Source organism: Niabella drilacis (assembly GCF_900101395.1).
Classification (GTDB): Bacteria; Bacteroidota; Bacteroidia; order Chitinophagales; family Chitinophagaceae; genus Niabella; species Niabella drilacis.
Genome location: NZ_FMZO01000002.1, coordinates 592,442 through 612,874, shown reverse-complemented (window position 1 = coordinate 612,874; position 20,433 = coordinate 592,442). Strand labels below are relative to the sequence as shown.

General features: G+C 47.2%; 18 protein-coding genes, 3 tRNA genes and 2 riboswitches. Of the genes, 14 read left to right on the top strand and 7 right to left on the bottom strand.

Features of this window, described 5'->3' with window-relative positions; all coding sequences use genetic code 11:
* Nucleotides 1–71: 71 nt before the first annotated feature.
* Nucleotides 72–1,745, top strand: coding sequence for an amino acid permease (locus BLS44_RS05990; RefSeq protein ID WP_090389111.1), 1,674 nt, complete (start codon nt 72–74; stop codon nt 1,743–1,745).
* Nucleotides 1,746–1,845: 100 nt separating this feature from the next.
* Here the strand turns inward: BLS44_RS05990 and BLS44_RS05985 are convergent, their stop codons facing one another.
* Nucleotides 1,846–3,516 carry a hypothetical protein gene (locus BLS44_RS05985; RefSeq protein WP_218127699.1) on the bottom strand — a complete coding sequence of 557 codons (1,671 nt, stop codon included), beginning with the start codon at nt 3,514–3,516 and terminating at the stop codon, nt 1,846–1,848.
* A gap of 181 nt (nt 3,517–3,697) precedes the next feature.
* On the opposite strand from BLS44_RS05985, the gene BLS44_RS05980 reads away from it, so the two are divergent.
* From BLS44_RS05980 to BLS44_RS05970, 3 genes are all read left to right on the top strand, one after another.
* Nucleotides 3,698–4,420: a YebC/PmpR family DNA-binding transcriptional regulator gene (locus BLS44_RS05980; protein WP_090389110.1), complete on the top strand. Its 723-nt coding sequence runs from the start codon at nt 3,698–3,700 to the stop codon at nt 4,418–4,420.
* An 18-nt stretch (nt 4,421–4,438) separates the two neighbouring features.
* A complete protein-coding gene (gene ytxJ, locus BLS44_RS05975; RefSeq protein WP_090389109.1) occupies nt 4,439–4,768 on the top strand; it encodes a bacillithiol system redox-active protein YtxJ in 330 nt (109 codons plus the stop codon).
* A gap of 112 nt (nt 4,769–4,880) precedes the next feature.
* Nucleotides 4,881–4,954 (top strand) — tRNA-Met (locus tag BLS44_RS05970).
* A gap of 214 nt (nt 4,955–5,168) precedes the next feature.
* Here BLS44_RS05970 and BLS44_RS05965 read toward each other — a convergent pair.
* Together BLS44_RS05965 and BLS44_RS05960 are read right to left on the bottom strand one after the other, a co-directional pair.
* Nucleotides 5,169–5,240: transfer RNA gene (locus BLS44_RS05965), tRNA-Met, on the bottom strand.
* Between the two features lie 211 nt (nt 5,241–5,451).
* Nucleotides 5,452–5,733, bottom strand: a complete 282-nt coding sequence (locus BLS44_RS05960) for an RNA recognition motif domain-containing protein (RefSeq protein WP_090389108.1) — start codon at nt 5,731–5,733, stop codon at nt 5,452–5,454.
* A gap of 378 nt (nt 5,734–6,111) precedes the next feature.
* Nucleotides 6,112–6,224, top strand: a riboswitch (TPP riboswitch).
* Between the two features lie 76 nt (nt 6,225–6,300).
* On the opposite strand from BLS44_RS05960, the gene BLS44_RS05955 reads away from it, so the two are divergent.
* Entirely contained in the window at nt 6,301–8,550 is a 2,250-nt protein-coding gene (locus BLS44_RS05955; RefSeq protein WP_090389107.1) for a TonB-dependent receptor, read from the top strand.
* Nucleotides 8,551–8,646: 96 nt separating this feature from the next.
* Here the strand turns inward: BLS44_RS05955 and BLS44_RS05950 are convergent, their stop codons facing one another.
* The 3 genes from BLS44_RS05950 to BLS44_RS05940 form a co-directional block, all read right to left on the bottom strand.
* A complete protein-coding gene (locus BLS44_RS05950; RefSeq protein WP_090389106.1) occupies nt 8,647–10,020 on the bottom strand; it encodes an efflux RND transporter periplasmic adaptor subunit in 1,374 nt (457 codons plus the stop codon).
* A gap of 25 nt (nt 10,021–10,045) precedes the next feature.
* Nucleotides 10,046–11,479 carry a TolC family protein gene (locus BLS44_RS05945; RefSeq protein WP_090389105.1) on the bottom strand — a complete coding sequence of 478 codons (1,434 nt, stop codon included), beginning with the start codon at nt 11,477–11,479 and terminating at the stop codon, nt 10,046–10,048.
* Between the two features lie 230 nt (nt 11,480–11,709).
* Nucleotides 11,710–12,228, bottom strand: a complete 519-nt coding sequence (locus BLS44_RS05940) for a hypothetical protein (protein ID WP_090389104.1) — start codon at nt 12,226–12,228, stop codon at nt 11,710–11,712.
* 114 nt (nt 12,229–12,342) lie between these two features.
* Nucleotides 12,343–12,552, top strand: a riboswitch (cobalamin riboswitch).
* 145 nt (nt 12,553–12,697) lie between these two features.
* On the opposite strand from BLS44_RS05940, the gene BLS44_RS05935 reads away from it, so the two are divergent.
* The 5 genes from BLS44_RS05935 (at nt 12,698) to BLS44_RS05915 (ending at nt 16,353) form a co-directional block, all read left to right on the top strand.
* Nucleotides 12,698–14,566: a TonB-dependent receptor plug domain-containing protein gene (locus BLS44_RS05935; protein ID WP_245729113.1), complete on the top strand. Its 1,869-nt coding sequence runs from the start codon at nt 12,698–12,700 to the stop codon at nt 14,564–14,566.
* Nucleotides 14,567–14,705: 139 nt separating this feature from the next.
* The gene (locus tag BLS44_RS05930; RefSeq protein ID WP_090389102.1) at nt 14,706–15,107 is read left to right on the top strand and encodes a Dph6-related ATP pyrophosphatase; all 402 of its coding nucleotides are present in this window, start codon (nt 14,706–14,708) and stop codon (nt 15,105–15,107) included.
* 16 nt (nt 15,108–15,123) lie between these two features.
* Complete coding sequence (locus BLS44_RS05925) at nt 15,124–15,732, top strand: MarC family protein (RefSeq protein ID WP_245729112.1); 609 nt, start codon at nt 15,124–15,126, stop codon at nt 15,730–15,732.
* A 52-nt stretch (nt 15,733–15,784) separates the two neighbouring features.
* Nucleotides 15,785–15,856, top strand: a tRNA-Arg gene (locus BLS44_RS05920).
* Between the two features lie 278 nt (nt 15,857–16,134).
* Nucleotides 16,135–16,353, top strand: a complete 219-nt coding sequence (locus BLS44_RS05915) for a hypothetical protein (RefSeq protein WP_090389101.1) — start codon at nt 16,135–16,137, stop codon at nt 16,351–16,353.
* 12 nt (nt 16,354–16,365) lie between these two features.
* Here the strand turns inward: BLS44_RS05915 and BLS44_RS05910 are convergent, their stop codons facing one another.
* Nucleotides 16,366–18,204 (bottom strand): helix-turn-helix transcriptional regulator, encoded by a 1,839-nt coding sequence (locus BLS44_RS05910; RefSeq protein WP_090389100.1) that lies wholly within the window; start codon nt 18,202–18,204, stop codon nt 16,366–16,368.
* A 232-nt stretch (nt 18,205–18,436) separates the two neighbouring features.
* Here BLS44_RS05910 and BLS44_RS05905 point away from each other — a divergent pair, with 232 nt between their 5' ends.
* From BLS44_RS05905 to BLS44_RS05890, 4 genes are all read left to right on the top strand, one after another.
* Entirely contained in the window at nt 18,437–18,763 is a 327-nt protein-coding gene (locus tag BLS44_RS05905) for an import component protein (RefSeq protein ID WP_090389099.1), read from the top strand.
* Nucleotides 18,764–18,933: 170 nt separating this feature from the next.
* On the top strand, nt 18,934–19,155 hold the full coding sequence (locus BLS44_RS26200) for a hypothetical protein (protein ID WP_143019674.1): 222 nt from the start codon (nt 18,934–18,936) through the stop codon (nt 19,153–19,155).
* Between the two features lie 39 nt (nt 19,156–19,194).
* On the top strand, nt 19,195–20,160 hold the full coding sequence (locus BLS44_RS05895) for an SPFH domain-containing protein (RefSeq protein ID WP_090389097.1): 966 nt from the start codon (nt 19,195–19,197) through the stop codon (nt 20,158–20,160).
* Nucleotides 20,160–20,411: a hypothetical protein gene (locus tag BLS44_RS05890; protein WP_090389096.1), complete on the top strand. Its 252-nt coding sequence runs from the start codon at nt 20,160–20,162 to the stop codon at nt 20,409–20,411. The genes BLS44_RS05895 and BLS44_RS05890 overlap by 1 nt, the downstream gene beginning before the upstream one ends.
* Nucleotides 20,412–20,433: the final 22 nt, after the last annotated feature.

The window sequence follows — 20,433 nt, the reverse complement described above, 5'->3', positions numbered from 1 at the left end:
ATTATTGCTTACTTTTCACTGCCATATAATTTTTATTTAAAAAATCAACTACTCATTAAAGAATCAATCTTATGGGATTATTTGTTAAAAAACCATTGCATTCCTTATTAGCCGAAGCAGAGGAGTCGGAAAAAGGGCTGAAAAAAACACTTACCTCATGGTCGCTTGTGGCTTTGGGGATCGGTGCTATTATCGGGGCCGGGTTATTTTCCATTACCGGTATGGCTGCTGCCAATTATGCAGGTCCGGCCATTATGATCTCCTTTGTGGTAGCCGCACTGGGTTGCGCCTTTGCGGGGTTATGCTATGCGGAATTTGCATCAATGATCCCTGTTGCCGGCAGTGCTTATACATATAGTTATGCAACAATGGGCGAATTTATTGCCTGGATCATTGGCTGGGACCTGGTGCTGGAATATGCCGTTGGCGCGGCCACTGTGGCCTCAAGCTGGTCCGGCTACCTGTCAAAATTATTTGCAACGTTTGGCGTTTCGCTTCCGCAATACCTGATGATGACCCCTTTTGACACTGCTGCTGATGGCACACATGGCTTGCTGAACCTCCCGGCTGTGTTTATCGTGGTGCTGATGTCGCTAGTGCTGATTAAGGGGACCAGCGAGTCTGCGCTGGTAAATACGATTATTGTAGTATTAAAGGTGGGTATTGTGCTCACTTTTATTTTTGTGGGCTTTAAATATGTGCGGCCGGAGAACCTGCAACCCCTGATCCCCGAAAACCAGGGTGAGTTTGGCAAATTCGGCTGGTCTGGCATCATCCGGGCAGCCGCCGTGGTCTTTTTTGCCTATATCGGGTTTGATGCGGTATCCACGGCTGCCCAGGAAACAAAAAATCCCAAAAAGGCCATGCCTATCGGTATTATGGGATCATTGCTGATCTGTACGGCATTGTATATTGTATTTGCCTACGTAATGGTTGGGGTGGCCCATTATACCGAATTCGGACAGGGGTCCTCCAGCGACCATCTTGCTCCCGTAGCCACCGCCATTGATCATATGGGTATTGCCGATGCAAGCGGTAAAATTCAGCCGGCCTATCCCTGGCTCAACAATACCATTATTATTGCCATCCTGCTGGGCTACGCATCAGTGATACTGGTGATGCTCCTGGGCCAGAGCCGTGTGTTCTATTCCATGAGCAGCGATGGGTTACTCCCAAAATTCTTTTCAGTCGTTCACTCCAAATACCGCACTCCCGCCCGCTCCAACCTGTTTTTCATGGTTTTTGTGAGCCTTTTTGCCGCTTTTGTTCCGGGGCGGGTTGTTGGTGAAATGACCAGTATCGGCACCCTTTTTGCGTTTATTCTTGTTTGCATTGGGGTGATCATCCTCAGAAAATCGAACCCGGATGCTCCAAGAGCATTTAAAACGCCCCTGGTTCCCCTCGTTCCTGTCCTGGGAGTGATCGTTTGTTTCGGGATGATGGCCTTTCTTCCGTTCGATACCTGGATCCGCCTGATCGTATGGATGCTCATCGGTATGGATGTATACCTGTTCTTTGGCCTTAAACACAGTATCCTGAATAAGGGCAAACACGACAGCCGGAGCTACCGGACCGTTTCCAATACCGGGATCGTGATGGCTGTGATTCTGGCAATCGTTGCATGTGCTCATCATTTCACCTCCAATGTTCCGGATACAGGTCTGTTCTACTTCTCACTGGGCTTTGGCCTGCTTCATTTGGTGCTATTCTTAACGAATCGTTCGAAGAAGGCCCAAACAGTTTGATCCGGGCCTGACAAAGGCACTTATTGTGAACCCCCGTTTTGGCATCTAAAACAATTAAAGAAATCGGAGGGATAGCGACGTTTTAGGCAAAACAGATCATTCATCTGTTGCTTATTTTCACATTCCGGAATTCAAACGGGTTATTGCTGACACGTAAGGCATGACCGCTGGTGGTAGTTACATTTTGCAGAACAACTTCTTTAGTGACTACATACGGGAATTGTTCCTTGTACGTGTCATCTTTCATTTTTGGGTTGAAATCGGCAAAAACAGCCACGCCGTTATAGTCTGCGGGGTGATTTTTGTCTTCAATTTTCAGGTTTTCGATAATGATTTGTTCAGGCATATAACAGGTATAGCCAAAATCATGCTGACCCGAATTGGAGCCATTAATCAACACGCTATGAACGGGTTTTCCGGCCTGAGGTCTGAATATACAATTGCGGATAATGAAACGGCCCTGCCAGGTACTGCCATAATCACTTCGCAGGTTGATCAGGCTGCCGCCATTAATCGTACTGTTTTCAACAAGAAATGTTCCACTGCCAATGGCATTAATACCCATGTACCCCAGCGTAGAGTTACGTATGGTAGCATTAGCCACTCCTTTATGGGCGTCAAAACGGGAGAATACACAACCGTCATACAAAATATTTTTACAATAATTGGATCCCATGATTCCCCAATACCTGTTGTCATTAATATCATTGGTCTGTCTGCAATTAATAAAGGAAATATTTAGCGCCCGGTTCGCAGAAATATCATAAGTGCCCATCGATACCGGGGCTCCTGCCGAGCCAATGGTCCGGTATGTTTTGTGCCCCGTAAGAACACAATTTTTAATAGTCACAAAGGCGCAGTTGCTGATATTTAAAAAACCTCCATAAGGTGCCCCATGATCTCCTTCACCGGTAATACGATGTACGATCCCATCTACCACAACATTTGAACGTTTTATCGCAATATTTCGATCGTAATAGGTATATTTCGATTCAGCGGCATTGGCGATCGTAGTGAAATCGCCGCCTGAAATCCTGAGCGGCTCTTCGTCTATGGGCAATGCGGTAATTGCAGTAATTGTATTGAAGTCCCAGATAATGGGCGCATTCATATCTATATTCCCGTTTTTATCAACGATGAAAATGTCCGTTTGCGCAGCTCCTTTATCCTGGTTTAATCCCATACGAATATACTGTTTGATCTGGGTATCAGTTACCGTAATAAGACTGGTTGCAGGAAAGGAGGCGTTGATTTTTTTTTGATTTTTCTTCAAAGAGGTAATTCCTTTGAGCGGGGAGGCTGCCAGGCCTGAGGCCACTTCAAAAATTGCTGCATTCCGGTTCTGCACTTCGGTGTCATCGATTATGAAACGGGCAGTTCCAAAATCAGTTGTTGTTTTAATGATAGCGGTATGCGCCTTTCCGCCAATATAGTAGGTGGCGCCTTCGTTTGCCTTAACGGCGAGGCCTTGTTCATTGGCCACTGCGTGGGTTGCAACGATCGGGTCAATATCATCCGATTTCCCGTCCCCCGCTGCGCCCAAATCGCTGTATTGCACGAAACCGGAAGCTTTAAATTTTTGTAGATCACGGGGCGATACATTAATGAGCAGACCGCCCTTTTCGTTCTCCCCTATCCTGGTTTTCCCTGGCTTATAGGTAATAATTGTGCCTCCCGAACGAATGCCGGTTTGTGCCTGAGCAGTAAGTGCACCCGCCAGAAAAAGAAGTATCAGGAGGTGGCAACATTTCATTTTTGAGCTTTGATTCATGTTTTACTCTTGCTTATTTTGAACTAAATGGGATCGAAATCGTTGATTGCTAAGTTACAGCAAACGGTAATACAACATGTAAATCTCTGGGCACCAAATACATCACTACCCGCAGTTCTATGGATCAAAAATTTAATGTACGTTTGCACCTCAATTAACTTTTTTAGACCAAGTATTTTATATGGGAAGGATATTTGAAGTTCGTAAAGCCAGCATGTTTGCCCGCTACGACCGTATGGCAAAACAATTTACACGTATTGGTAAGGAAATTGCCATTGCCGTTAAAGCCGGGGGGCCGGATCCTGCTACCAACGCTGCATTGCGCCGTTGTATGCAAAACGCCAAGAGTGTAAACATGCCCAAAGACCGCGTAGAAGCAGCCATCAAAAGAGCACAGGGCAAAGAGATGGAGAATTACGATGAAATTCTTTACGAAGGATACGGGCCTCATGGAGTAGCCATCCTGGTAGAAACGGCAACCGATAATCATGTACGTACAGTGGCCAATGTAAAATCCCACTTTAATAAAGGTGGAGGCACCCTGGGAAACAGTGGCAGCGTGGCTTTCCAGTTTAATAAAATGGGCGTTTTTAAATTAAACCCCGACGGATTGAACGCAGAAGATCTCGAACTGGAGCTGATCGATGCCGGTCTTGAAGAACTGGGAGAAAGTACGGACGACAACGAGAAAGAAATCCTGGTGGTACGTGTGGGCTTTACCGATTTTGGCAATATGCAAAAAGCCCTGGAAGAAAGAAATATTACTCCGATCAGCGCGGAAGTAGAATGGATCCCCGGCACCACCGTTCCGGTAACGGATGAACAGGCAGAAGAAGTGAGCAAGCTGATCGAGCGCCTCGAGCAGGACGAAGACGTACAGAAGGTTTTTCATAACATGCAATAGTCAGAAGGAGTATTCAAAATGAACTGGATCCCCCTGGAACAAGAAACGCAGCTGGACGCTATTGACCTGTCATCCGGAAGCCGGCCGCAATTGATTTTTAAACACAGCACCCGTTGCTCCATCAGCAGCGTTGTAAAAAGCAGGCTGAACAAAGGCAGGTTGCCGGATATGGTTGACTTTTATTACCTGGACCTGATCGCCTACCGCGATCTGTCCAATGCGATCGCAGAACGTTATGGCATACGGCACGAATCGCCGCAGGTATTGCTGATCAAAGACCGGAAATGCGTTTATCATGAAAGTCACAGCTCCGTTTACATGGAAGATATCCTGGATGCAGCTGGTTAAAACATTTTTCATAAAATCCTGAAATTGTTTTCCGAATTACAGTAAGAATAACTATTTTTGCGGCCCGGTAAATAAATTTGTGATCCAATACGAATCGCTTTGTTTACAGAACGGCGGGGTAGCTCAGGTGGTTAGAGCGTTGGATTCATAACCCAAAGGTCTCGGGTTCAACTCCCGATCCCGCTACAAAAGCTCCTTTATGGAGCTTTTTTTATGCTTATGAGCTACACTGTATATGTGCTGCATGCACCGCGCTTTAACAAGCATTACACCCGCTTCTTTCATAATAGTTCGTTTTCGATTATCGATCTTTTAAATGTATTATTTATTAAACACCGCACATCAAATAATACACATAGGTTCAAACAAAAAACCCCACCAAAAGTGGGGTTTTATTTAGTTGCGAAGCCAGGGATCGAACCTGGGACCTTCGGGTTATGAGCCCGACGAGCTACCGCTGCTCTACCTCGCGGTGCAAAGATAGGAGAAAAATATGAATACACAAAACTATTACCAAAGAATAGTTGATTTTTTTTCATTTTGCAATGCGGCTTACCTAGTATCCATAAAAAAAGAATGTCATATCCGCGTACTAACGGCTCTGACATTCTTCCCTATTTGTCTGCAACCACGTCCAAACGGATCGCAACTACAGTTATCAATGCTTTATCAAAAAAGCGTGCTTACCATTTGCTGGCATAAGAGCGGTTATTGCTCTTTTCTTCTCTCGGCCGGGCTTCTGTTACTTTAATTGCACGTCCGTCTACGGTGCCGCCATCCAGTTCTTTAATCGCCTTACGGGCAGCTTCATCGTCTGGCATTTCAACAAAGCCAAAACCACGGCTGCGCCCTGTAGCTTTGTCAGTAATAACCCTTGCGGAACTTACCTCGCCATACTCAACAAAAAATTCCCGAAGATCTTCATCGCGAACGATAAAGCTTAAGTTTGAAACATAAATGTTCATGAAAATGAAAAAATTTAAAATAAAAAATCTTTGAAAAAAAAACAGTGTAAGGAACGGCCTAAAAAATCAGATGCAGTACTTGCTTAACAGATCAAGGAGCAAAACATTACAAAATGTATTCAATTCAAACTAACCGCGCAAAGTTAGCTGGTTAGCGCTATAAAACAGCACCAGGCACCACATTTTTGTATACAGGTGTACCGCCTCCCGGGCAGCACCCCCAACGCAGTACCCCGATTAGCGGAGGAATGCTCTTTTCATCACACATTTGTTTTATAATAAAATTTCAATAATTTTGCGGCGTTCTTTCAAAAAGACCACAATGTTTGACGCTGATTGTCAAACGCAATGAGATTTTTAGTGCCCCGCCACCGGCGGGGCAGGTTCCCGGGGTGCTTCAACTTTCGCCAACAGCGGAAGAAAAGGCTGAGATAATACCCGTAAACCTGATCAGGGTAATGCCTGCGCAGGGAAGGATCGCTCCTTTCTTTTCAGCATTTCCCTCTCATTATTTTTTTTAACCCGGCCCTGTAATGATTACAAGGGTCTAAAAACTGAAAAAAACAAATGAAGAGGATCTTCTTTTCCGGCTGCCTGGTATTGGCAGCGCAACTCTCTTTTGCACAAAAAGATTCCGTAACAGCGAAAACAGACAGCTTTTATCTGCTGTCGCCCGTGGAAGTACGCTCCCTGCGGTTAAGCAGCAAGGCGCCGTTCACCACCACTAACATCCATTCTGCAGACCTGCAGAAACAGAACCTGGGGCAAAACATGCCTTACCTGCTGAACCAAACGCCCTCGCTGGTGGTAAACTCGGACGATGGCGTAGGCGTAGGCTACTCCTCCCTAAGAATCAGGGGTACCGACATGACGCGCATAAATGTAACCATGAACGGCATCCCCATCAATGATGCTGAATCGCAGGCAGCTATTTTTGTAGACCTGCCAGACCTGGCTTCATCCACCACAACGGTGCAGATACAACGCGGCGTGGGTTCATCTACCAATGGTTCCGGGGCATTTGGCGGCTCCATTAATATTTCCAACCTCGAACAAAGCAAAACAGCGGGTGTTTCCCTGAATAATTCTTATGGCTCATTCAATACCTGGAAACACACCCTGCAAGCCGGTACCGGACTGCTAAAAGGAGGATTCCAGTTTGACGCACGCCTGTCCAGGCTCAGCTCCAGCGGTTTTGTTGACCGTGCCTCCTCTGACCTGCTCGCCGCCCACGTGATCGGCTCCTGGACCTCAAAGAACGAAGCCACCAATATCAGGTTCAACTACCTTACGGGTAAAGAACGGACCGGCCAGGCATGGAACGGCCTGGGTATTGCTTTTACCGACCAGGGCCAACCGGCAGATTACCAGAAAGAGCTGGAGCAACAGGGAAGGAATACCAATACCCTTGGGGAGATCAGCGAAGGCGTTTATTACAAAGACCAAACAGATAACTACTGGCAGGACTACTATCAGCTATTCCTCAATCAAAAGATCAGCAACCACTGGGACCTGAATATCGGAACATTTTTAACGAGGGGTAAAGGATACTACAATGAATATAAGAAAGAGGAAAAATTTGCAGACTATGGTTTGCCCGATTATGTAAAAGCCCCCGGGGATACCCTGCGTAAGATAAACCTTACCCGGCAGTTATGGCTGGACAACTACTACTATGGATCCGTCTTTTCAACGACCTATAATACGGCTGCCACTAACTTTGTTTTTGGCGGCGCTTATACACAGTACGATGCCCGGCACTATGGTTTTGTAAAATGGGCTGCGTACGGCGTTCCGCTGGACTACCGGTGGTACAACCTTACCGCTTTCAAAACGGATTTCAATCTCTATACAAAACTGCAGCAGCAGCTTTTTACCAACTTTTACGGTTTTGCAGACCTGCAGTACCGGAACGTTGTCTACACGATCAATGGATTCCGGAAATCTCCCGCCCTTCCTTCTATGGAGAATACCTACCGGTTCTTTAACCCCAAAGCAGGGTTAAGCTATTTTATTTATCATGGCAACAACGTATCCAGTAAAATATATGCCTCCTACGCCATTGCCCATAAAGAGCCTAACCGCGACGACTTTGAAGCCTCCGAAAACGAAAAACCCCGCACCGAACAATTACAGGATATAGAAGCCGGTTATCAATACCATACCCCAACATTCCAGGCAGGGATAAACGGGTATTACATGGATTATAAAGATCAGCTGATCCTGACCGGGAAGATTAATGATGTAGGCGCTTATGCCCGCACCAACGTTCCGGACAGCTACCGCGCAGGACTGGAATTTTCTGCCGGACTGCAGCCGCTGCACTGGCTGCAGCTGAATGCCAATGCAACCTTCAGCAAAAATAAGATCCGATCCCTTACACAATACGCCGATGATTATGATAACGGCGGACAGCTGGCCACAGCATACCGGAATACGGATATTTCTTTTTCGCCCAACACCATTGCCGGAGCAGGCCTCACCCTGGAGCCATTATACCGCATTACGGGCGACCATCATTTTTTTATCGACTTCCTGGAAAAATATGTAAGCCGGCAATACCTGGATAATGCATCCGACAAAAGAAAAAGCATCCATCCTTATGCCCTGACCGATCTGCGGCTGCGCTACCAGGCCAGCTCCAAAATATTTAAAAGCATCGGAATCCTGTTGATGATCAATAATGTTTTTGATAAGAAATATGAGAATAATGGTTATACCTTCAGCTACCGTTCCGGGGGGACCGTCACCACAGAAAACTATTATTTCCCCCAGGCCGGGATCAACTGGAATATAGGCCTGAGCTTCGGATTTTAGCGCTGAGAGGAGAGAATGGAGACCTGGCACCGATGGCTTACCAACCGGGTCTCCGTTCTCAGCGCTCAGTTCTGAAAGAAGCTGATCGCCGGCTGCTTATTTCGCCTTAAACAATTCCTCCTTTGATACCACTTTTACTTTTGTATCGTCTTTCAGCGTTTGACTAACGGCGCTATAGGGTCCCGTCACCACTTCATCCCCGGCCTTAAGCCCGCTGGTGATCTCAATATAATTAATGTCCTGTATACCGGTTTTTACAATCCGCTTTTTGACAATCCCGTCTTTCATAACCAGGTAAACGACCTCTTCCATATCCCCGGCGTTGCTGTTGTCATCAGCATTGCCGGCCCCGTTGTCCTTTTGCTCCTGCTGTTCCTTGCGGGTATCATTGAGGCTCTTATCACTTCCTTTTACCCTTGCATTTACAGATGCAATCGGCACGGTTATGATATTCTCCTTCCGCTTGGTTTTGATCTCCGCACTGGCGTTCATACCCGGCCGGAAAGGGAACTTCCGCGGGTGCTGTGGATCGACCAGATCCTGGTAGGAGTTCTTATCGATCCGGATACGGACTTCATAATTGGTAACATCATTGCTGGTTGCGGTACCTGTGGTTAAAGCACTTTTCACACTGCTCGCGATCTTTGTGACGATACCTGCAAACTTGCGCCCGCTATACGCATCCACTTCAATATCGGCATTATCACCGATGCTGACTTTTACAATATCATTTTCTCCTACATTCACCCGCACTTCCATGGTATTCATATCGGCAACCGTCATCATTTCTGTACCGGCCATCTGTGCAGTACCTACCACGCGCTCCCCTTTTTCAACCTTTAATGAAGAAATGATCCCGTTTATCGGCGAAAAGATCGTAGCCCGGCCCAGCACTTTATTGGCTGCTACCAACCCTGTTTGAGAAGAACGCACACCGGCCTGCAGGCTGCGTATATTCTGCAGGCTTGCATTATAACTGGCCTTTGCAGATGCCAGGTCCGTTTCGTACTGTTCAAACTCTGCCTTTGAAATAACCCGGTCGTCATAAAGCCGTTTGTTCCGGTCATAGGCCTGCTGGGCCCGCACCATTGTAGCTTTCTGAACACCCAGGGCCTCCTGGCTGTTCGCTACATTTGCCTGCGATTGTCCAAGGCGGGCCGAAGCTTCATCGCGGTCCAGCGCATAGTTATCCGCGTAAACCCGCGCCAGCACCTGCCCTCTTTTTACGCTGTCGCCCTCCTCAACATTTAATTCCGTGATCTCCCCGCTTACATCCGGGCTGATCTTCACTTCATACTCCGGGTAGATCTGCCCGCTGGCAGTAACCGTTTCGGTGATCGAGCGGATGGCTGCTTTCTCCGCAGCAACTTTTACCAGGTTCTTATCTTTATTGGAAAACACTGCATACAAAACCAGTAGTACGATCACACCGGCTATAATCAGCAAAATCCGCTTCCATTTCTTTTTCATGATCAAAATTTAAACAGGATGCCTGTTAATGATGCAATTTGATACCGCTTCCTTTATAAAATTCCAGCAGCTTCAGCTTAAACACGTAATCATACTGGGCTGAGAGCATATTGATCTTTGCCTTGAACAGGTTGTTCTGGTTGGTGATCAGGTCTATTGGTTTTAACAAGCCCACCTCAAACCGTTTCCGCGCAAAATCATAGGCCTTCTGCGCGGAGGCTGCGGCGATCTCCGACGCATGGAATTTTTCAATAGCGGCCACCGCATTGGTATGTGCCTGGTAAATATCCTGCTTCAGCGTTTGGGCATCCTGCTCCTGTAATAATTCCTGTGATGCTACATTCAGCTTTGCTTTTTTCCAGTTGGTACGGGCCTGGTTACCGTTAAAGATCGGGATGTTTAGCCCAATGCCCAGGTTTTGGCTGAAATTATTGCTCAGCTGCCGGAAATAGGTATTCTTATTAAAGCCGGCAGGTATATTCTGCAGGCTGTTCACCACATAGTTTGTTCCGTTAATATCCACAAACCCGATGGGTACCACACCACTCTGAAAATTGGCCGGTAAAAGTTTCTGCGTATTAGAGTACCGGGTATCCAGCCCTCCAAAGAGTCCGATCGAAGGATACATCGCAGCCCTGGCCACCAATACATTTTTAGCCGCGGCTTTTACGTTCAGTTCATTGATCTTCTGCTGCGGCAGGTTCACCAGCGCGGAGTTAAAAACGACGGCCGGCTCCAGCTCCGAAAGGGGCTCTACCGGTATACTATCCACAGGGGGCGCCTGAACATCAAAAACCGTGGCCGCATCCAGGTTCAGCAGCGCCTGCAGCTGCAGCAACCGCAGCCGGTAATCGGCCCGCGTTCCGATCAGAGTGGCGCTGTCGTTGGCCAGTTGCGTTTCCATTTCAGCAAGATTCAGCTCGGGAAGCGCCCCGGCCAGTACCTGTTTCTTTACATTATCCCTTTGCTCCCGGCTTTGCTGCAGCTGTACCACAGCCGCGTTGATCTGTTCATTCGACAACAAAGCGGCCAGGTATGCATTGGCCACATTCAAAGCCACATCATTCCGCGCCTTATCAAATTTTGCCACACTGGCCTCGTAAGAAAACCCGTTTGCGGCCACCGTATTCCGCTTGCGGAACCAGTTGAACAGATCGGCATTTACATTCAGCGAATGATTGGCGAACAGAATTTCATTCGTGGTGAACTGATTCGACGTCGGATCAATGGAACGCCCGAACTGGTACCCTGCACTATGCTGCGAGTTGGCCGTAGGATATAATGCCGCCTTGCTTTGATCCAACGTAAGACGGTCCATACGTGCCTGTACATCGGCCTGCTTTACCGAGATATTATGCTCCACGGCATATTCCACGCACTGCTCCAGGCTCCATTTTACCTGGCTATGGACAGCAAGGGCGGCTCCCAATGCGGTTAATACCAGTAATGTATGCTTCATTTGACAAAAATAGACGAAAAAGGCTGAATGCAGGACATCCGATATTGAAGGCAGAACGCTGAGCGCCTCCATACCTGTTTCAGGCCGGGCTACGGTGCATTTCCCTGCTCACGGGCCACCGGCTGCGCTAAAGTTCCGGTTGAAAATGTGAAAATGTTCATCAAGTATAAAGCCGTTTCATTCACCGGGAGGACTCTTGAATTGCCGGACCTGAAAACGCAGAAAACGGATCACCGGACCTCATCCGGGCCCGGCAAAAAATCGCGGGGATCAAAATCCTCCTCCGAATCATCCGGGGGAAAATCCGCCGGGTCATTAAACAGATGCCACTCATCCGGGTAATCCTTTGTTTTATCAAAGGTCTTCACCCATTGGATAAACAGCAACCGGAAGGCTTCTACCTCCTCTTTGATCACCTCCAGGTATTCCCTGTTGCCTTTGTAAAATTCCTTTGCTGCAAACAGCTGCACTTTTAGCTCGGTCAGGTTCACCTTTACCAGTACGGCGTTTTCCATCAGTGCGTGATACACATCGTACAACATTTTGGCGCCACTGAGCTTGGCACTGGCAACGGAAATATGCTGCATCATCAGGTGTACCGGATGGGTCTGCTCCTGTTCATCAATCTCAAAGCTGGCCTCAAGGCTCAGGACCAGCTGCAACAGTTTCCTGGCTTTTGCTGATAGTTGCTTCTGCAAACGGAAAAAGGGCTTCCACTGCTCACCCTCTTCAAAAAGATCATCCTCCATATCTGTGCTTTTTATAAGATACTGCCATCCGCACCGGCCGGTTCAAACCGTAACGAGCTCCCGGCCGATAAGGCAATTTACTAAAAAAAATAATGTACATCAGTTCGGGTGCCTTACATTTGCACCGGATCTGGTTTCCCGCATGCGGGAATGAAAAGGGAAGTCCGGTGCAAGTCCGGCGCTATCCCCGTAGCTGTAAGGGTCTCTTTAATTTTCAAAAGAAAATAAAGAACACTTTAATTATTGCCACTGCAGTGCTTTGCGCTGCGGGAAGGTTTTAAAGTGACCCCGAGCCAGAAGACCTGCCAGGACCGTGTTCCGCCACAGAGCGGAGAATAACAATATTCAGCTTTCGGGAGAAAAGTATAATATTAGCGGCGTTTTGCAGGCAACATTCCAGGCCCCTGCCTAAACAATTTCCTGCTATTTTTTATTTCCACCGGGAGCAGTCATTGAAGATCCATTAAAAATGAAGCAAACGATTTTAATGATGACTGCTGTGCTTTGCAGTCACGTGCTGATGGCACAGGAAGACACTACCTCCCTGGACAATGTAACCGTTACGGCAACCCGGTTTCCTAAAAAACTCAGTGAAACAGGGAAAGTAGTTACCATCATTACGAAAGAAGACCTTGAAAAAGCCGGCGGCAAGGATCTCCCTCAATTACTGAACGAACAGGCCGGCATCATCATCAACGGAGCCGGCAGCAACCCGGGCAAGGATAAAAGTGTGTATATCCGCGGGGCTAATTACAATTATACGGTTATCCTCATCAATGGCGTTCCGGTGGTAGATCCTACAGGAGTAGGAGGCGCATTTGACCTGAGAATGTTGCCGGTTGATCAGATCGAGCGCATCGAGATCCTGAAAGGCGCCCAGAGCGCCCTTTACGGATCAGATGCCGTTGCGGGGGTTATCAATATCATTACCCGGAAAGGCGGCGACACCCCTGCCCGTTTATACGGAGGTTTTTCATATGGAACACGGCACACCCTGAGAGCCCATACGGGACTGAACGGGAGCTTCGGGGCTTCCTCTTATAATATTTCTTTCGTACACAATGAAACCCGTGGTATTTCTGAAGCAAAAGACACCCTGGGTACACAGCATTTTCCTAGTAACGGGATGCTTCAGAACGCCATCAGCGCCGACCTCGACGGAGCCCTCACCCATTCACTTCATATAAAGCCGTTCGTCCGGTACGCCTATTTTACCGGCAGCTATTCTCCCGAAGCTTTTAAACCCGGCGGGGACCGGTTCCGCGCCAGCCTGATGACGGCAGGAAGCCAGGCCAGCTACAACTTCAGCAAAGGAAGCCTCACAGGATTGTTCTCCTATGATGAAGTGAGCCGGAGCTACCCCGATGGATTTATAAAAGAATTCAACGGCAGCAAAAAAACGGCTGAAGTATTTACCCGGTATGACCTTCACCCGTATTTCCAGACCCTGCTGGGATTGCGCTACGATGAGGTGTCCATGAAACAGCCCAATGCAACCACACCAGACACCTCCAGTAAGATCATCAGCCCTTACCTTTCGTTATTCCTGCGGAACCTGGGAGGCTTTAATTTTGAAGCAGGGGGAAGATTGACCAATCATTCGAAATACGGCAACAATTTTACATACACCCTGAATCCCTCCTACCTCATAAACGACCGGGTAAAACTATTTGTCAATTTCGGAACCGCTTTCCGCGCGCCGGCGCTGTCGGAGCTGTTCGGTCTGTATGGTGCCAATCCCAACCTCAAACCGGAGGAGTCGCAAACCCTTGAAGGCGGAGCCCAGTTTACAACAACCGATAAAAAAGCAGATGCCCGTATCACCGGCTTTATCCGGAATACAAAAAACATCATTGCCTACGTAAGTAACCGGTATACAAATTATAACCGTCAGAAAGACCATGGTCTTGAGCTGGAGACCACATTGCGGCCGGTTGATCCGTTAACAATAAAACTGTTCTATACTTTTACCGAGGGGAAAGTAACGACAGCAAACAGCAGTAACAACGGCGATACCACATACAACAACCTGTTCCGTCGCCCCAAAAACAGTTTCGGCGCCCATATCGGGTACCAGGTAATACCGGCATTGTATATAAGTACCAACATCAATTATTACGGGGACCGCCGGGATCTCGACTTCAGCACTTATCCTTCCTTAACGGTACCCTTAAAGGCTTACACTCTTTGGGACTTATATACAGAATACAGTTTCCTGAAACAAAAACTCCGCGTTTTTGCACAGGTCACCAACCTCCTGGATGCCGACTATTATGAAACCTACGGCTACGCTGTCTGGGGACGCGCGTTTAATGCAGGTCTCCGGTTCCGGTTATAACAATAAATGCGATGAAGAAGACCCCGATCCTCCTCAGCTGGAGTGGCGGCAAGGATGCGGCTTATACATTGCACAAACTGCAAAAGGATGGTTGGTATGAGGTAGCTACCTCCTCACTGTTTTTAATAAGGACCGGAGGGTGCCCCTGCATGAGATCCCAGAATCCCTTATCGACATACAGGCCTTTCATACCGGCATTCCCCTGTTAAAAATATACCTAACCAGTGATGAAGGCGGCAATTATGAGGCTGAAATGCTGCAGGTATCAGAGCGCGTAAAAAAGGAAGGGATCGGTACCGTAGCGTTTGGCGATCTGTTCCTCGAAGACCTGCGGCACTACCGGGAGCGGCAGCTGCGGCAGGCGGGCATGGAAGCAGTGTTTCCCTTATGGCAAATCAACCCCGACCTCTACTGGCAGCACTTCTTCCGATCCGGTTTTGAAGCAGTCATCTGCTCTGTCAACGGATCGATGCTCGATACCGGGTATTGTGGCCGGCATCTTAAATTGGGCAGCGGGCAACCCGGGGTTACGGTTTTGTAGCCTTAACAAATTACCTTTGCAGGAAAACCAGGGTATGGATTCTCTGAACTATAAAGCAATACTTACCGTTACTTTTACGCTTTTTGCCATTATTGATATTATTGGCTCAATCCCCATTCTTATTTCTATGAAGAATAAGATCGGCGGTATCCGCGAATTTAAAGTAACTGTTATTGCCGGATCTCTGATGATCTTATTCCTTTTCCTTGGAGAACCTATTCTGAATGTATTGGGACTCGATGTAAAATCCTTTGCCGTAGCCGGCTCCATCGTTATTTTCATCCTGGGAATGGAAATGGTACTGGGTGTGGAATTTTTTAAATCAGATGGCGATGTCAAAGCGTCTACCCTGGTACCCCTGGCATTTCCCCTTATTGCCGGATCAGGAACGCTCACCACTATCATGTCATTAAAGGCCAACTATAAAGAAGTAACCATCCTGATCGCTATCCTGCTGAACCTGCTGATCATTTATATGGTATTGAAATCCCTTACAAGCCTGGCAAAACTACTGGGGCCCAGCGGCCTTATTGCGATCCGGAAGTTCTTTGGTGTGATCCTGCTGGCCATTGCTATCAAAATTTTTGCCTCCAATGCAGCGGGTTTATTTCAACATATCCAATAAATTGATGTAATTGTAATAAAGTTCTTTATATTTGCCGACCCTTAAGCGGTATGGCCTCGTAGTACAATGGATAGTATAAGAGTTTCCGAAGCTCCAGATACAGGTTCGATTCCTGTCGAGGCTACAAAAAAAATGACAATCAACAATTTATAATATTGATTGTCATTTTTTTTGTCTTTCCCCATTCATCCGCCTCCGGTCTGTTGCTGACAGCCCCCGAACAAGCCCCCAAGCCAAAGGAAATGCCCAAGCCGGGCTACCAACACGGGACATTTACAATGCCTGATAGTCTTCCAGATCCCTCTTTATACTCCCAATGGAGATGCTTTTGTCCGGCGGCTAATGACCCTGCGTCCCAGGCCAATACTTCACTTTTCATTATCTTTGCGAAAACTTCTGTTTATGTACTACTACAAGCTTGTAGTTCAACCCCGGCACGTTAACAACAATCTTTCTTATATATTTCTGCACGCATCCGAAAAGGAGCTGTCTCCCTCGGCAAATGATTATTTATCCGAGCTGGTAAACCGGAAATTTACCAATGGATCTTTTGCCTACCTGATCGCCATCTCCGTTGAAACATTCAACGAGCTAAAACAAACAGTACTGGAGATCGCCTGAGCCCCCTGTTTTTCAGGCAATCCCCTTCAGGAACACCACCAGGTCCGTTTCCTTGTCAAGATCAAATTTCTGCTTTAGCCGGTATTTCGTCATGCGTACGCTTTTGGGTTCTACGTGCAGCAACCCTGCAATCTGCTTGGTATTCATTCCCAGGTATAAATAGGCACAATACTTCAGATCCAGCGAAGTGAGCTTTTGAGCAGCCCGCTCATGAACATTTTTAAAAAAATCGGGATGCACTTCCTGGATATTAAATTTGGCTTTTTCAAAGTCGCCATCCAGCAGATCCTCTTCCCGGATGATCTGCTGGATATTCACCGGCTGTTCCTCTTTTAACTTTTCTTTCAGGTGCAGCAGCAATTCATTTTTATGCTGCACCTGCAGCTGGCTCATCATGATCTCATTCCTCAGTTTTTGCTGTTGCAGCTCCAGCAGTTCCTGCTCCGCCTTTAAACGTGCCCGTTCTTCCTCCTGCAAACGCATGCGGGTTTGCGCATCATGTTGCTCTGCTTTTAATTTTCTCTCTCGTTCTACAGAGTATTTCAGGTTAAAATGATACGACCGGAACATAAAAAAAGCGCCCAGCAACCCGATGCCGGCCAGGCCCAAATAGAGGTTCTGCGCTTTTTGGCGGCTGCGGGCCTTATCCTTTAACACCTGCACTTCCTGTTCTTTCTTTTCGGCTTGGTACTGTGCCTCCAGCTTATTCACCATTAAGACCTGGTCTTCATCAAATAATTTTGTATTGTTGTCCAGCAACTCCTTTTCCAGTTCATAGGCTTTTATATAATTGCCCTCCGCAGCATGCAGGGCGGCCATATCCGATAACAGCGTATTGCGGGTATGATAAAAGGGTTTGGCGGCTGTGTCCAGTGTCTGCTTCGCCTGCAGGTAATAACGTTCTGCCTGGCGGGAATCATTGGCGCTCCGGGCCAGCGTACCCAGCATACCATAACAACTGGCGATGATATCCTGGTTATCAGCCAGGCCTTTTGCGGCAAACTGAAGCACAGACCGGAGTGTATCTGTAAGAGCCTGCCGGATCTGCGGGTCGCCGGTAGCATAATATTTAAGATAGTAACTGCACAGGTTCATCCGGGCCAGGGCATAAGTATGATAGGCCACTCTCCCGGGATATTTAAAAAACAGGTCACCGGCAGCCCTGGAATAATACATCGTAGAATCCAGGTCGGCCTGCCTTTTTTCCTTGTCGTACCGGTAAGGATATACCACAGCAAGCGCCGAATAGGCAGAACTCAACAGGTTCAGGTCGCCCGCTGCGGCTGCAGCTTCCGCAGCTTTACTGGCATAGTAAAGGCTTTTGGAAAAATCATTATACATCGTATAAACAGCATATAAATAATAATAGCACTTGGCCAGCAGAAACGGATCTTTACCGGAAGGTTCCACATCCTTCAGGATTTGCTGACACAGGGTTACCAATACATCATCTTTATCGATATTATAATAGAAGACAGCCCGGGCCAGCAACGCATAATCCTTCACGAGGCGATCGCCCGACATCCCGGCTGTCATTGCTGCAGAATCAAGGTATTGCTGCGCCCGCTTATAATCTCCCTTGTTGAGCTGAATATGCGTCAGCAGCCCGTAGGCCCGAACCTTTTCCAGGCTGTTCTTTTGCATGCCCGCCATTGCCACATAACTTTTCGCCGTTTCAACGGCACGCTCATAATCGTCGTTATACCGGTATGCCTCCGTCAATTTAAAATACAGGCCTGTTGTGGGAGCACCGGCAAGCGCTTTTTTTAAACTATCAATATAGGGATTTTGGGCACTGACACCCATAAAAAACAGAGGCAGGATCCCCAGGACTGTTACAACGCTTTTCATGGAGTGAATTTATAGAATTTATTACAGCCGGGTTTTATATACCCTAAAAAAACCTTCCAGCCCAACACACCTTTAATAATATGAATAACAATAAGTTACAATACTTGTAGACAGTTTGTAGACAGTACCGGTTCTTATTGTAGCCATTATGTAATAGTGTAAAATTTGGCAAAGAAACTGTCTGTTCTCAGTTTTGAGGCGGTTAACAGCAACCTTTAAAAATTAAAAAATCATGAGCAACAAAGAACTTTCCGTAGTCTCTTACCTTACTATTTTCGGCTGGCTATATGCCTACATCAAAGGAAAAGAACAGGCCGATAGCCTGCTGAAATATCATTTACGACAGTTCTTCGGGCTTTTCCTGCTGGCGCTTGTTGTCAACATTGTAATTACAGTCCTGATCCGTATGGTTCCCGGGGTTGGCCCTCTTTCTTACCTGAGCGGTATCGTGTTCCTTGTTTTATGGGTCTTCGGATTGCTGAATGCCGTCAACGGGGTTGAAAAAAGTATCCCCCTGGTAGGAAAACTCTTTGAGGGCAAATTCGCTTTTATCGGGTAGTATCAGCACCCGGCCGTTGCCAGCCTTCCCCGGTTTTATTATTCATAAACCGGTAAAAACACACTGAGACATCACATTGCCATACAGGTTGCAGCAGTTCCTCGGGGAAGATCCCCGGCGCTTGCCTGCAAAAAATACCGGGGACAAACCATCCCGGCAAAAACGCGGTTATGAACTCATTCAAGCATCTTTTTTCCCCCTACGGCATCTGTCATACAAAGCAGTACCCCATGACCGGCTTTCAGCATTTTTCCCCGGGGAAAATCATTTATGCCCGGATCTTCCTTTATTTTATGTTCATCACCCATTCTGACCTGAACGGGAAACCGAAAAAGTTTGTACTTTCACCAGCAGGGGCTGCAGGAACCCCGCAGGAACTTATGAATGAATGAACCGGCCTCCCCGATCTACCGTTATTTAAAATTTAAAACATGAGCTTACCGTTTATTGAAATCATAGAGTCCCCCACACCCGACCCCAACCTCCTGATGTGGAAATTTGCCGATACGGACAAGGAAATTAAGAATGGAGCTAAACTGACCGTAAGGGAAAGTCAGCAGGCGCTTTTACTGAATGAGGGGCAACTGGCGGATATTTTTTTACCCGGGATGCACACACTTTCAACAGAAAACATCCCCATCATCAGCCGGCTCAAAGGATGGAAATATGGTTTTGAGAGCCCCTTTAAAGCGGATGTTTACTTTTTCAATACCTATCATTTCATTAATAACAAATGGGGAACACCCGCTCCCATTCTAATGAGCGATCCCCAATTCGGACAGGTGCGGATACGGGCCTTTGGCAGTTTTGATATAAAGATCGCCGATCCCGGCACTTTTTTCAGAACCTATGCCGGTACGTTTCCCCGGCTGACCATTTTTGAGCTTCAGTCCCAGCTGCGCGATTTTGTAGCACCCAAGTTTGGAGAAGTACTGGCAAACGAACAGATCCCGGTTACTGCTGTTGCCGGAAACATCACCGAGCTGAGCAAAAAGATCGAGCCACACCTGAAGCCCTATTTTGCCACGCTGGGCCTTGAGCTGACGCAGTTTGTCATTACCAGTGTAACCCTGCCAGAAGAAGTGACCGCGTTCTATGATAAGGTTACCAATATGAATATGGTCACCGATATGGACAAATTTACAAAGTTCAATACAGCCAATGCAATCGGTGATAAAGGTACAGCCCTGAATGATGCTACCCAAACGGGGATGGCCATGGGCCTGATGATGAACCAGCTTCAGCAAAACAACTCAACCATTGCAGCGCCGGCGTCAGCAACTCCCCAGGAAGATATTACCGCAAAGTTGCAAAAGCTCAAAACACTTTTTGAAAACGGGCTGATTGACGAAGAAGAATACAAGACAAAAAAAGCAGAACTCTTAACCCTGTTATAATGGAAGAAAAAAAAGCACAATCCTTTTTAGAAAAACTCAAGGCCAAAGCGCAGGCACAGGAAAAATACGGCGGCCCTGTAGCGGAAAAAGAGGCCAGCATGGGCGCCCGCACCTGTCCTAACTGCGGGGCCGGGAGGGCCAAAGACGATGGTCTTACCCATTGTGCCTATTGCGGTTTTGAATTTTTGCAGGTAACGCTTACAGATGGGCTGCATATCAAAAAAGAAGACAATTCCAGGGAAAATCAATAGCCGGTCTTAAGAATCTGTTTAT

What these genes read in the sequence shown, in the direction of transcription:
- BLS44_RS05990 (WP_090389111.1), top strand. Translation starts at nt 72, where the DNA reads ATGGGATTATTTGTTAAAAAACCATTGCATTCCTTATTAGCCGAAGCA.
- BLS44_RS05985 (WP_218127699.1), bottom strand. Translation starts at nt 3,516, where the DNA reads ATGAATCAAAGCTCAAAAATGAAATGTTGCCACCTCCTGATACTTCTT.
- BLS44_RS05980 (WP_090389110.1), top strand. Translation starts at nt 3,698, where the DNA reads ATGGGAAGGATATTTGAAGTTCGTAAAGCCAGCATGTTTGCCCGCTAC.
- ytxJ (WP_090389109.1), top strand. Translation starts at nt 4,439, where the DNA reads ATGAACTGGATCCCCCTGGAACAAGAAACGCAGCTGGACGCTATTGAC.
- BLS44_RS05960 (WP_090389108.1), bottom strand. Translation starts at nt 5,733, where the DNA reads ATGAACATTTATGTTTCAAACTTAAGCTTTATCGTTCGCGATGAAGAT.
- BLS44_RS05955 (WP_090389107.1), top strand. Translation starts at nt 6,301, where the DNA reads ATGAAGAGGATCTTCTTTTCCGGCTGCCTGGTATTGGCAGCGCAACTC.
- BLS44_RS05950 (WP_090389106.1), bottom strand. Translation starts at nt 10,020, where the DNA reads ATGAAAAAGAAATGGAAGCGGATTTTGCTGATTATAGCCGGTGTGATC.
- BLS44_RS05945 (WP_090389105.1), bottom strand. Translation starts at nt 11,479, where the DNA reads ATGAAGCATACATTACTGGTATTAACCGCATTGGGAGCCGCCCTTGCT.
- BLS44_RS05940 (WP_090389104.1), bottom strand. Translation starts at nt 12,228, where the DNA reads ATGGAGGATGATCTTTTTGAAGAGGGTGAGCAGTGGAAGCCCTTTTTC.
- BLS44_RS05935 (WP_245729113.1), top strand. Translation starts at nt 12,698, where the DNA reads ATGAAGCAAACGATTTTAATGATGACTGCTGTGCTTTGCAGTCACGTG.
- BLS44_RS05915 (WP_090389101.1), top strand. Translation starts at nt 16,135, where the DNA reads ATGTACTACTACAAGCTTGTAGTTCAACCCCGGCACGTTAACAACAAT.
- BLS44_RS05910 (WP_090389100.1), bottom strand. Translation starts at nt 18,204, where the DNA reads ATGAAAAGCGTTGTAACAGTCCTGGGGATCCTGCCTCTGTTTTTTATG.
- BLS44_RS05905 (WP_090389099.1), top strand. Translation starts at nt 18,437, where the DNA reads ATGAGCAACAAAGAACTTTCCGTAGTCTCTTACCTTACTATTTTCGGC.
- BLS44_RS26200 (WP_143019674.1), top strand. Translation starts at nt 18,934, where the DNA reads ATGAACTCATTCAAGCATCTTTTTTCCCCCTACGGCATCTGTCATACA.
- BLS44_RS05895 (WP_090389097.1), top strand. Translation starts at nt 19,195, where the DNA reads ATGAGCTTACCGTTTATTGAAATCATAGAGTCCCCCACACCCGACCCC.
- BLS44_RS05890 (WP_090389096.1), top strand. Translation starts at nt 20,160, where the DNA reads ATGGAAGAAAAAAAAGCACAATCCTTTTTAGAAAAACTCAAGGCCAAA.